The sequence below is a fragment of the Gilliamella sp. LMG 34359 genome, assembly GCF_984569085.1.
The window spans coordinates 1418123-1430424 of the sequence record NZ_OZ474906.1 but is presented as its reverse complement, the minus strand read 5'-3'; the positions used below and the strand labels follow the sequence as shown (position 1 = coordinate 1430424).

Genomic DNA, 12302 nt, shown 5'->3' with positions numbered 1-12302 from the left:
TAATATTTAATCTGAAATGGATCATACTCCTCAATATTTTTTACAACATTGAGTAGTTTTTAGTTATTAATCTTTATGACGCTCGTTGTCTTGTTTGATAACATCCGAGACTAAACTCGACATCTGCATGCCTTTAACCAGCGACTCATCATAGAAGAATTTAATTTCAGGAATAATTCGTAAACGCATCGCCTTACCAATTAGTGTACGAATATACCCTTTTGCATCATTTAAGACATTCAATCCTTGCTCGATAACTTGCGGATCATCATCATTTAAAAACGTCACAAATACTTTTGCGTAAGAGAGGTCACGTGAGATATCTACACCGGAAACAGTTACCATGCCTAAACGTGGATCTTTGATTTCGCGCTGTAAAATAATCGCAATCTCTTTTTGTAATTCATGTCCCACGCGAGATGATCGATTAAATGCTTTTGCCATATCTATTTTCCTTAAAATATGTTTAAGCAAGGCTTAAAAAACCTTGCTTATCACATGTTAACCTATTAATTAACCAATTAATTAAATAGTACGCTTGATTTCGACAGTTTCAAAGACTTCAATAGTATCGCCAACGCGAACATCATTGTAGTTACGAACACCAATACCACACTCCATGCCGTTACGAACTTCGTTAACATCATCTTTGAAGCGACGTAATGATTCAAGTTCGCCTTCATAAATAACCACGTTATCACGTAATACACGAATTGGGTTATGACGTTTAACCACGCCTTCGGTTACCATACAACCAGCGATTGCGCCAAATTTAGGTGATTTAAATACATCACGAACTTCAGCAAGACCAATAATTTCTTGCTTGTATTCTGGAGCAAGCATACCACTCATGGCTTGTTTGACTTCGTCAATTAGGTCATAAATAACCGAATAGTAACGGAGATCTAAGTTTTCTGCTTCGACAACTTTACGCGCTGACGCATCGGCACGAACGTTAAAACCTAGAATGATTGCGTTAGATGCGGCTGCAAGTGATGCATCCGTTTCGGTAATACCACCTACGCCTGAACCAATGATTTTAACTTTAACTTCATCTGTTGATAGTTTAAGTAATGAATCACAAATCGCTTCAACCGAACCTTGTACGTCAGCTTTAAGAACGATATTAAGTTCAGATACGTCACCTTCCGTCATGTTAGTAAACATGTTTTCCAGTTTCGCTTTCTGTTGACGAGCAAGTTTAACATCACGGAATTTACCTTGACGATATAAGGCAACTTCACGGGCTTTCTTTTCATCTCGAACAACAGTGGCTTCATCACCTGCTGACGGTACGCCAGAAAGACCTAAAATTTCCACCGGAATTGAAGGACCTGCTTCAGTCACTTCTTTACCTAATTCGTTACGCATTGCACGAATACGGCCATATTCAAATCCACACAGTACGATATCGCCTTTGCGTAAAGTACCTGATTGAACCAGTACAGTCGCAACCGGACCACGTCCTTTATCAAGGAAGGATTCGATAACCACCCCACTGGCCATACCTGATTCATAAGCTGTAAGTTCAAGGACTTCTGCTTGTAATAGAATTGCTTCAAGTAGTTGGTCAATACCGGTACCTGCTTTCGCTGAAACATGAACGAACTGAGTGTCACCGCCCCAATCTTCTGACATTACGCCATATTGAGCGAGTTCACCTTTAACACGTTCTGGATCGGCTTCTGGTTTATCAATTTTGTTTACCGCAACAACAATTGGCACATTTGCGGCTTTCGCATGTTGAATCGCTTCGATGGTTTGTGGCATCACACCATCATCAGCAGCAACCACTAATACCACGATATCGGTGGCTTTAGCACCACGAGCACGCATTGAGGTAAACGCGGCATGACCCGGAGTATCTAAGAAAGTGATTTCACCGCTAGCAGTTTTAACGTGGTAAGCACCGATGTGCTGAGTAATACCACCTGCTTCGCCTGACGCCACTTTTGCTTTACGAATATAGTCAAGTAATGAGGTTTTACCATGGTCAACGTGTCCCATGATGGTTACAACTGGCGCACGAGAAACTTTTTCCGCACCGGTATCACGGTCACTCATTAATGATTCTTCAAGTTCGTTTTCACGACGAAGTACCACTTTGTGTCCCATTTCTTCAGCAACAAGTTGCGCAGTTTCTTGATCGATAACCTGATTGATGGTTGCCATGGCACCCATTTTCATCATAGTTTTAATCACTTCTGAACCTTTTACTGCCATTTTATTAGCTAGTTCAGCAACTGTGATGGTTTCACCAATAACCACATCGCGATTGATAGCTTGAACTGGTTTTGTGAAGCTTTGTTGTAAAGAACTTTTGCCTTTCTTCTTGTGATTACCACGAGTAACGGCACGAGCTTCTTCACGCTCAGCTTTACCTTCTGATAACTTGCTCGATTTCTTCTGTTTAGTTTGTTTATTACCGCGTCCACGACCACGACCACCTTCAACTTCACGATCGGTATCATCTTCAGCAGCACGAGCATATTTAGAAGTAGTGACATGATAATCGTCATCGTCACTATTATCTGTCTCTTCGCTGTCGCTATATTGTTCAGCAAGTTTACGCGCTTCTTCTGCCATACGTTTGGCATCTTCTTCAAGTTTACGACGGTTTTCTTCTTCCGCTTTACGCTTGATTTCGTTTGCTTCTGCTTCTAAGCGTGCTTTTTCATCTTGTGCTTTTTTGACTTTTGGATCAACAGCTTGTTCCTGAGCAGTTTTAACTTTCTGTTCCTGTATACGTTTTTTAGCTTCAGCTTCAGCCTCAGCTTTAGCTTCTTCTTCACGTTTCTTTTGTTCTTCAGCCGCTAATTTTGCTTTTTCTTCAGCTTCTTTACGCGCTTTTAATTCAGCTTCTTGCTTGGCTTTTTGTTCCGCTTCAAGACGTGCTTTTTCTAACTCAGCGGGATCTTGTTTAACAATCGTACGTTTTTTACGAACTTCAACTTTGATTTCTTTACTCTTACCACCACCGCTAGACACATTGAGTGTTGAATGTGTTTTACGTTGCAAAGTTAATTTTGTTGGGCCTTGCTGAGGTTTTAAATGCGCAAGCAAAGCTTCTTTTTCCTTTTGGGTCACAGTGTCAGATGCAGTTTTTTTCATACCAGCATCAGCAAACTGTTGCAAAAGTGTTTGCACTGGTGTCTTTATTTCTTGAGCCAGTGTTTCGATTGATACTTTGGTCATGTATTACTTTCCCTCAATTATTCATTTGCAAACCAACAAATATTACGGGCAGCCATAATAAAATCGCCAGCTTGTGTGCTTGTTAAACCTTCAATATCTGCAAGGTCATCTGTACCTTGTTCAGCTAAATCTTCTAAAGAGACTATATCATGCTGCGCTAATTGATAGGCTAATTCTTGTGTCATACCTGGTAGATCTAAAAGATCTTGTTCAGGTTGTTTGTTACCACTTTGAGCAAGAGCAATTGTTGTTAATGCATCTTTTGCTCGATTTCTTAATGCTTCAACCAATTCTTCATCAAGTTCTTCAATTTCAAGTAACTCATCAACTGGTACATAAGCAAGTTCTTCCAGTGAAGTAAAGCCTTCTTCGACTAAAAGTTGTGCAAGTTCTTCTTCAATATCTAGATATTTCATTAGATTATTGATGGCTGCAAAAGATTCCGCTTGATGTTTTTCTTGTAAATCTTCAGTACTCATTACGTTTAACGTCCAACCAGTAAGTTGCGATGCTAAACGGATATTTTGGCCATTACGCCCTATAGCTTGCGGTAAGGTATCGGCATTAACGGCAACATCCATAGTGTGTTTGTCTTCATCAACCACGATAGATACTACATCGGCTGGCGCCATCGCATTAATGACATATTGGGCTGGATTATCATCCCATAAAACGATATCAATACGTTCACCACCAAATTCATTCGAAACCGCTTGTACCCGCGCGCCGCGCATACCAACACAGGCACCAACCGGGTCAATACGACGGTCGTTACTGCTAACGGCAATTTTAGCGCGAGAACCTGGGTCACGAGCAACACCTTTGATGTCGATCATCTCTTCACCGATTTCTGGCACTTCAATGCGGAATAGTTCTTCCATCATTTCAGGATTGGAACGACTAACACAGAGTTGCGCTGGTTTATTATCTTGTTCAACAAGATATAAAATGCCGCGCACACGGTCACCAATGCGAAAGTTTTCACGTGGTAACATATCGTGACGAGACATCATCGCATCAGCGTTATTGCCTAAATCAAGGATAACGCTATCACGATTGGTCTTTTTAACAATACCGGTTACGATATCACCAATTCGGTTTCTAAACATGTCAATAACCATAGCACGCTCAGCTTCACGAACTTTTTGTACAATAACTTGTTTAGCCGTTTGCGTCGTGATACGGTCGAATGCGACTGACTCAATTTGTTCTTCAACATAATCACCTATTTTTACATCTGGATCTTCAAACTTTGCTGCTTCCAGTGTGATTTCTTTAGTAGGTTGAGTCACTTCATTAACCACTAACCAACGACGGAAGGTATCATAATCTCCGGTTTTGTGGTCAATTTTTACGGTAACATCAATATCAACAGTATGTTTCTTTTTAGTTGCCGTTGCTAACGCGTTTTCTAGCGCTTCGAAAATCTTATCTCGGGTAAGTGCTTTTTCATTTGATACCGCTTCTACAACAGCTAAAATTTCTTTATTCATCCTTTTACACCCGTACTCTATTTAAGGTTAAAATTAGGTACAATGTTTGCCTTTTGAATATTGCTAAAGGCAAACACTTCATCACTACCATCGACGATTAAAGTAATCATTTCATTATCGATGGCTTTAATCTGTCCTTTCCACTTGCGGCGATTGGCAACCGGAATACGCAAACTGATTGTGACTTCTTCACCAACAAAACGTTGATAATGTTCAAGCGTAAACAAAGGCCGATCCATACCTGGTGACGAAACCTCAAGATTATAAGCATCTTTGATAGGGTCTTCTACATCAAGTACCGCACTAATTTGTCGACTAACATCAGCACAATCATCAACGGTAATACCATTTTCGCTATCAATATATACGCGCAAAACAGGGTAACGACCACGAATGTATTCAATCCCAACTAGTTCAAAACCAAGGGCATTAACAGGCTCTCGAATGATATCGGTCAATTGCTGTTCTAAATTAGCCAAACAAACCTCCACTGCAGAAAATAAAAAAGGGCATAAAGCCCAACATTCCTTTTAAACTCGCGTTTAAATCATAACATATAAAAAAACCTCGACAAGCGAGGCTACATTTAAAACATAATATAATGAAGCCACTTGATTCGAACTTTCAGACAATAAAAATGGGATAGATTAATATGAATGAAAATTTAAGTGGTTGCGGGGGCTGGATTTGAACCAACGACCTTCGGGTTATGAGCCCGACGAGCTACCAAGCTGCTCCACCCCGCGATAGATGGCTGAAGATTATACTGCCTTTTGTAAAAATTGCAACCGAAAATCATAGCATAATTAACAAAAAAACCTTAAAGTTATTGAAAACTAAATTGCTATAATTGTGAATTGTAGACAATCAAGATTAATCTTTAGTTGCGATTAATATGTGTTCAATTGGTCATTTTTCAAGTGAATTAATCCGCTTAATACATATAGCGGATTAATCATTTGGTAAAGTTATTTTGGCGTTGCTGCTTTCATGGTTTTCACAAATGCGGCTAATTCGCTCAGCATTTTTTCTGGATTATCAAGATTGTTCTCAATAATTTTAACTGTTGCTGAACCGGCAATAGCCCCTGCTGCACCTGATTTAATCGCTTCACTGACCTGAGCCGGTTCTGAGATACCAAACCCTTGAATTGCTGGTGGAGCCTTAAATTCAGTCAATTTTTCGAGTAAATGTGTAAGTGGTTTATTAGCTCGATTTTCCGTACCAGTTACCCCTGCTCGCGATACTAAATAAGTATAACCCTTACCATGTTTAGCAATATTTTTGATCACATCATCGTCAGCATTAGGGGGGCAGATGAATATTGGCGCAATACCATGTTGTTCGGCGGCACCAGTAAATTCTTCCGCATATTCAACCGGTAAATCAGCAATTAATACCGAATCCACCCCAGCTTTGGCGCATTTAGCATAGAAGTTATCAATACCATTTTTAAAAACTAAATTAGCATAGATTAATAATCCGATTGGCACATCAGGATTGTTTGTGCGAATTTTGCTTAAGATTTCAAAGCATTTTTCAACATTGATGCCACCATTAAAAGCTCGAATATTGGCGTTTTGTATAGTTGGACCATCTGCCATCGGATCGGAAAAAGGAATGCCTAATTCTAACGCGTCAGCTCCGGCGTCAATCATGGTTTGAATAATTTGGTATGAAAGTTGGGGGTTAGGATCGCCAACAGGAACAAAAGGAACAAATGCACCTCGTTCTTCGACTGTTAAGCGGTCAAACAGTTTTTGATAACGACTCATTCTATTTCTCCTTTTGCTTTTAATACATCGTAAACCGTAAAGATATCTTTATCACCACGACCAGATAGATTGACAATTAGTAGTTGCTCTTTGTTTGGATTTTCTTTAATCATTTTCAGTGCATATGCTAATGCATGTGATGATTCTAAAGCAGGGATGATCCCTTCATGACGTGATAAAGCTTGAAATGCTTCAAGGGCTTCGTCATCAGTGGCAGAGACATATTCTGCTCGCCCAATACTATCTAAATATGCATGTTGTGGGCCTACCGCTGGAAAATCAAGCCCTGCGGAAATCGAATAAGACTCTTCAATTTGCCCTTCGTCGGTTTGCATCATTGGGGTTTTCATACCAAAGTAGATGCCTAGTTTGCCATGTTTAAGTGATGCGCCATGTTCACCACTTTCAATACCATGCCCACCTGGCTCAACACCAATTAATCTGACTGATTTATCATCAATAAAATTAGCAAACATACCAATAGCGTTTGAACCACCACCAACACAAGCAATAACGGCATCTGGTAATCGCCCTTCTTTTTCCAAAATTTGTTGTTTTGCTTCACGGCTAATCATTTGTTGGAATTCACGCACAATAGTCGGGAATGGGTGCGGACCAGCAGCCGTACCTAACATATAGTGTGCGGTTTGGTAACTACCAGACCAATCGCGTAGTGCTTCGTTACAAGCATCTTTTAACGTGGCTGAACCTGTTTCCACCGGAATAACGGTGGCGCCCATCAGTCGCATTCTAAATACATTCGGTGCTTGACGTTTAACATCTTTGGCTCCCATGTAGATTCGGCATTTTAAGCCTAATAATGCACAAGCTAACGCCGAAGCAACACCGTGCTGACCAGCACCCGTTTCGGCAATAATTTCGGTTTTTCCCATTCTTTTAGCCAGCAGCGCTTGGCCTAATACTTGGTTTGTTTTATGCGCACCACCGTGAACTAAATCTTCGCGTTTTAAATAAAGTTTGGTTTTGGTCCCAGCAGTGAGATTTTTACATAGTGTTAAGGCTGTTGGACGACCTGCATAGTTAACCAAAAGATCGTTAAATTCTTTTTGGAAACTCGGATCGTGTATCGCCGATATAAAAGCATCCTCAAGTTGTTCAAGCACTGGCATTAAAATTTGCGGTACATATTGACCGCCAAATTTGCCAAAATAAGGATTTAATTTAGACATAACCATTCCTTCAATATAATTAGTTAAATTTGTTCAAATACTGCTGTAATTTTTTGTTTATCTTTAATGCCGGGTGAAACTTCAACGCCCGAGTTAAGGTCAACACCTATGACATCGGTAGCGAGTGCTTCTCTAACATTTTGCGGATTGATACCACCAGCTAAAATGACGTTACTTAAATCTTTGCCACGTAATAGCGACCAATTAAAACTTTTACCTGTTCCACCGGCGCCATTATCAAATATATACCTTGATACCAATGGATTATCATGATTTGGAATACTATCGCCGATACTTAATGCTTTCCAGATTTGACAGGCTGCCGGCAATTGTTGGCGAAGTGTTTGAATATAATTATCATCCTCATGACCATGCAATTGCACCGCATAAAGTGATAGTTGTTTAGCTATATCACAAACATCTTTAATATCACTATTTTTAAATACACCGACCCAATTGAGCGGAGCTGCTGCTATAACACTACGTGCTTTAGTTGCTGTGATATATCTTGGTGAATTTGGCACAAAGATTAATCCCCCATAAACCGCCCCCGCTTGATAAACGGTGATAGCATCCTGCGCTCTGGTTAAACCACACACTTTATTTTCTCCTAGCATCACTTTACGGATAGCTAAGGTTAAGTTTGGTTCAGACATTAACGCACTACCAATTAAAAAACCGTTAGCATAATGGCTAAGTTCTTTAACTTGATTATGGGTATAAATCCCCGATTCACTGATAATAATCCGATCATCAGGAATAGATTTAGATAATATTTTTACCCGATTTAAATCAACTGATAAATCACGTAAATTACGGTTATTAATACCGATAACTTTAGCACCAAGATGAATGGCTCGCTCAACTTCTTGTTCCGTACTGGCTTCAGTCAAAATTCCCATATTAAGTTGATGAGCAATTTGGCTAAGATGGCGATACTCATCATCATTTACCACCGATAACATTAATAAGATAGCATCCGCCTGATAATATCGCGCTAAGTAAATTTGATATTCATCGATAATAAAATCTTTGCAAAGTACCGGTTGAGTAACTTCATTTCGCACCATTGGTAAAAATTCAAAGCTACCTTGAAAATATTTTTCATCGGTTAAAACTGAAATTGCCGAGGCATAGTCTTTATAAACTTTAGCAATCTTTGCTGGATCAAAATCATCACGAATTAAGCCTTTTGATGGCGATGCTTTTTTACACTCTAAGATAAATACCGTTTTCGGTTGATTTAATGCTTGATAAAAATCACGATCACTCGGTACAACTTTGCTTTTAAAGTTAGCCAGTGGATTTTTAGCTTGCTGTTCAGCCAGCCATAGTTGTTTATCTGCAATAATCTTTTTTAACACTGTTGCCATTTCAACATTTTCGGTTAATGCTGCAATTGCCATTTTATTCTCCACTTATTATCTTGCTGCTAACTTCTGTAAAAGCTCATAGGCTTTGCCACTATGCATCAATTCAATTGCGCGTTGGGCATTTTGTTTTAAATCTGCCTCACCAAATAGACTGATCAACATCGCCACATTTGCGGCAATCGCTGCTTCATGGGCGGGTTTACCCTGTCCTTGTAAAATCGCTAGCAATAAATCGCGATTCATTTCCGGCGTACCACCTTCAATATCTTTTAAGGTGTATTGTTGTAAACCAAAATCTTGTGGTGTCAGGGTGAAATAGCGAATTTCGCCGTTTTTTACTTCTGCAACTTGGGTTTCGCCATGAATCGCGACTTCATCCATACCTGCACCGTGTACCACATAAGCATGAGTATAATTTAACATTTTTAATGTTTCTGCAATCGGTTTTATCAAATCAGGGTGATAAACACCGAGTAAAATACGTTTTGGTCGAGATGGATTAATCAACGGCCCAAGAACATTAAAAATTGTTCGTGTTTTTAATTGCTGACGCACTGGAGCAGCATGACGGAAACCTGAATGATACTGCTGAGCGAACAAGAAGCACACCCCTAATTCATCAAGCGCTTTTCTCGATGCTTCCGCTGACATATTGAGTTTAATACCTAACGCGGATAACACGTCTGATGATCCTGATTTGCTTGATACACCACGATTACCATGCTTGGCCACTTTATACCCTAAAGCTGCAGTAACAAAGGCACTGGCTGTTGAGATATTGATACTGTTAGTACCATCACCACCGGTACCGACAATGTCGGTAAAATCATAATCAGGAACTTCAAAAGCATCGGCATTTTCAAGTAAGGCTTGCGCCGCACCGGCGATTTCATCTGGTTTTTCGCCTCGCACTTTCATACTTATAATCGCAGTTGCCAGCACTGTTGGTTCGATTTTACCTTGAATTATAAGATTAAACAGTATTTTACTCTCTTCTTGAGATAATACCTGTCCTAAATACAATTTATTTAAAATCGGTTGGATATTATATTCTTGCTTATCGACAATTGCCTCTTGTTTTGCTTGCGGTTGTTTTTGAACTGGATTAAGTGCCCATTCAATAGTTTGCTCTAATAATTTTACCCCTTGAATGGTTAAAATCGATTCAGGATGAAATTGAAAACCACAAACCCGATCTTCATCATTACGTACCGCCATAACGATATTATTACACATAGCATTAACGGTTAATGTTTTTGGAATGTTTTCACCTTTTAATGAGTGATAGCGTGCCACCGGTAATGGATTGGGTAAACTTTTAAACATCGCTTGCTCATCATGTTCAATTAATGAGGCTTTACCATGTAAGATATCACCTGCGGGTACAATCATACCACCATAAGATTCGACAATCGCTTGATGTCCAAGGCAGATACCGATGATCGGTAATTTTCCTTTTAAACGTTTAAGTAGTTCCGGCATTGAACCTGCTTCACTTGGCGCTCCCGGCCCTGGGGATAACATTAAAATAGGATTTTGCATTTGTGATAATTTTTCAATGATCACATCGGCTGGAATAGTGTTGCGATAAATTGTCACGTTATGTTGATTATGACGTAACTGATCAACCAAGTTATAAGTAAACGAATCAACATTATCAATAAATAAGATATTAGCCATTAGAATACACCTTCTACATTATGCGCTGCCATAATCGCGCGAACAACAGCACGAGCTTTGTTACGTGATTCATCCGATTCTTCTTGTGGTTCTGAATCTAAAACCACCCCACATCCGGCTTGTACGGTTGCTATACCGTCTTCCACATAGGCACTGCGGATGACGATACAGGTATCAAGATCACCATTAGCAGTAAAATACCCAACAGCCCCACCATAACTTCCTCGTTTTATCTTTTCCGATTCAGCAATTAACTGCATTGCTCTAACTTTTGGTGCGCCAGTTAATGTCCCCATATTCATGGTGGCTTGATAAGCATGCAAGGCATCAAGATCTTGCCTTAACTGACCAACGATTCGCGAAACCAAATGCATAACATAGGAATAACGATCCACTTTTAATAACTCTTTGGTATATCGGCTTCCCGGTTGACAGATTCGGGCTAAATCATTGCGAGCTAAATCAACCAACATTAAATGTTCAGCTAGCTCTTTTTTATCGGTACGCATTTCTAACTCTAATCTACTATCAAGATCATAATCAATTTCGCCATTGGCAGTTAAACCACGAGGACGGGTACCGGCGATAGGATAAATTTCTACTTGATTATTGGCTTTGTTATATTTAAGTGCACTTTCAGGTGAAGCACCAAATAGGGTAAAATCCTTATCTTGCATATAAAACATATACGGACTAGGGTTATTATTTTTTAAAACTTGATAAGCAGATAATGGCTCTGGACAAGGTAATGAAAAACGTCTTGATGGAACCGCTTGAAAGATTTCACCTTGTTGAATCGCATCTTGCATTTTCTTCACCATGGTATTGAAATCTTCATCACTTTTATTGCAAGCGACCTGTATTTCAGGCAATGATTGCGTTTTAATTGGTTGCAAAGGCTGATTGAGTTTATTGTGTAATTCGACCAATCGCTGATTTAAACGGTTAATTTCATTAGGACAAGAAGTAAACGCAGTTGCTTTTAATAATGAGACACGATCTTTGTGATTAATTTCTAGTAACGTTTCGGCCAGATAAAAGCGAAAATCTTGACAACGTTGTTCGGTTGGTAAAATCGGTAAATGTTCAAAACCCGTCACCAAATCATAGGCAAATAATCCACCAACAAAAACAGCATCAGTACTGGCATCTTGAGAAATATTGACGATATTTAATAGAGTTCTTAAAGCATCAAATATCGATAAAGACTTTAAGCGAGAATCTTCATCTTGCAAACTGTCAATCGGTGGAAAAACTAATTTAAGATTATTTTCATCTAATTGGATTTTGCTAACGTTATCGGGAAAAGCTTGTTGCAATAAAGGGAGTAATTTTTGACCGTTACTGGTTAACGCTTGAAAAATCACTTCGTTATTTAGTGCCGAAATCGTCAAAGCACTATCAACGATCATCACACTTTTTATGCCCTGTTTATTATCAATTTCGGCAGATTCAAGCAACAATGTTGCCGTTTTGTTATCACAAAGTTGATAAAATACCCGAGTCGGATCCTGATAATAACCAATGGTCTTGATTATCTGTGTTAATGTAGGCTTATTCATTGTTGACTCTCTTTTATAAAATTATTTTTTATCT

At 39.3% G+C, this 12302-nt stretch carries 9 protein-coding genes and 1 tRNA gene; all 10 read right to left on the bottom strand.

Going from position 1 to position 12302, the window contains the following annotated elements; translation table 11 throughout:
- Positions 1 to 66 precede the first annotated feature (66 nt).
- Positions 67 to 444, bottom strand: a complete 378-nt coding sequence (rbfA, locus tag AC5LXV_RS06670) for a 30S ribosome-binding factor RbfA (protein ID WP_034882735.1) — start codon at positions 442 to 444, stop codon at positions 67 to 69.
- 81 nt (positions 445 to 525) lie between these two features.
- On the bottom strand, positions 526 to 3195 hold the full coding sequence (gene infB, locus AC5LXV_RS06665) for a translation initiation factor IF-2 (RefSeq protein ID WP_493467745.1): 2670 nt from the start codon (positions 3193 to 3195) through the stop codon (positions 526 to 528).
- 17 nt (positions 3196 to 3212) lie between these two features.
- The gene (gene nusA / locus AC5LXV_RS06660; protein ID WP_110434197.1) at positions 3213 to 4688 is read right to left on the bottom strand and encodes a transcription termination factor NusA; all 1476 of its coding nucleotides are present in this window, start codon (positions 4686 to 4688) and stop codon (positions 3213 to 3215) included.
- 17 nt (positions 4689 to 4705) lie between these two features.
- Entirely contained in the window at positions 4706 to 5167 is a 462-nt protein-coding gene (gene rimP / locus AC5LXV_RS06655) for a ribosome maturation factor RimP (protein WP_110434198.1), read from the bottom strand.
- 190 nt (positions 5168 to 5357) lie between these two features.
- Positions 5358 to 5434 (bottom strand) — tRNA-Met (locus tag AC5LXV_RS06650).
- 222 nt (positions 5435 to 5656) lie between these two features.
- Positions 5657 to 6463: a tryptophan synthase subunit alpha gene (gene trpA, locus AC5LXV_RS06645; protein ID WP_493467744.1), complete on the bottom strand. Its 807-nt coding sequence runs from the start codon at positions 6461 to 6463 to the stop codon at positions 5657 to 5659.
- A complete protein-coding gene (gene trpB, locus AC5LXV_RS06640) occupies positions 6460 to 7653 on the bottom strand; it encodes a tryptophan synthase subunit beta (protein WP_034882724.1) in 1194 nt (397 codons plus the stop codon). Before trpB ends, trpA begins: the two co-directional genes overlap by 4 nt.
- 23 nt (positions 7654 to 7676) lie before the next feature.
- Positions 7677 to 9059 (bottom strand): bifunctional indole-3-glycerol-phosphate synthase TrpC/phosphoribosylanthranilate isomerase TrpF, encoded by a 1383-nt coding sequence (gene trpCF / locus AC5LXV_RS06635; protein WP_493467743.1) that lies wholly within the window; start codon positions 9057 to 9059, stop codon positions 7677 to 7679.
- 15 nt (positions 9060 to 9074) lie between these two features.
- Positions 9075 to 10706, bottom strand: coding sequence for a bifunctional anthranilate synthase glutamate amidotransferase component TrpG/anthranilate phosphoribosyltransferase TrpD (trpD, locus tag AC5LXV_RS06630; RefSeq protein ID WP_493467742.1), 1632 nt, complete (start codon positions 10704 to 10706; stop codon positions 9075 to 9077).
- Positions 10706 to 12268, bottom strand: a complete 1563-nt coding sequence (locus AC5LXV_RS06625) for an anthranilate synthase component 1 (protein WP_493467741.1) — start codon at positions 12266 to 12268, stop codon at positions 10706 to 10708. The genes trpD and AC5LXV_RS06625 overlap by 1 nt, the downstream gene beginning before the upstream one ends.
- Between the last annotated feature and the right edge of the window lie 34 nt (positions 12269 to 12302).

Coding starts and splice junctions, on each gene's coding strand:
- rbfA (WP_034882735.1), bottom strand. CDS start 444: ATGGCAAAAGCATTTAATCGATCATCTCGCGTGGGACATGAATTACAA.
- infB (WP_493467745.1), bottom strand. CDS start 3,195: ATGACCAAAGTATCAATCGAAACACTGGCTCAAGAAATAAAGACACCA.
- nusA (WP_110434197.1), bottom strand. CDS start 4,688: ATGAATAAAGAAATTTTAGCTGTTGTAGAAGCGGTATCAAATGAAAAA.
- trpA (WP_493467744.1), bottom strand. CDS start 6,463: ATGAGTCGTTATCAAAAACTGTTTGACCGCTTAACAGTCGAAGAACGA.
- trpB (WP_034882724.1), bottom strand. CDS start 7,653: ATGTCTAAATTAAATCCTTATTTTGGCAAATTTGGCGGTCAATATGTA.
- trpCF (WP_493467743.1), bottom strand. CDS start 9,059: ATGGCAATTGCAGCATTAACCGAAAATGTTGAAATGGCAACAGTGTTA.
- trpD (WP_493467742.1), bottom strand. CDS start 10,706: ATGGCTAATATCTTATTTATTGATAATGTTGATTCGTTTACTTATAAC.
- AC5LXV_RS06625 (WP_493467741.1), bottom strand. CDS start 12,268: ATGAATAAGCCTACATTAACACAGATAATCAAGACCATTGGTTATTAT.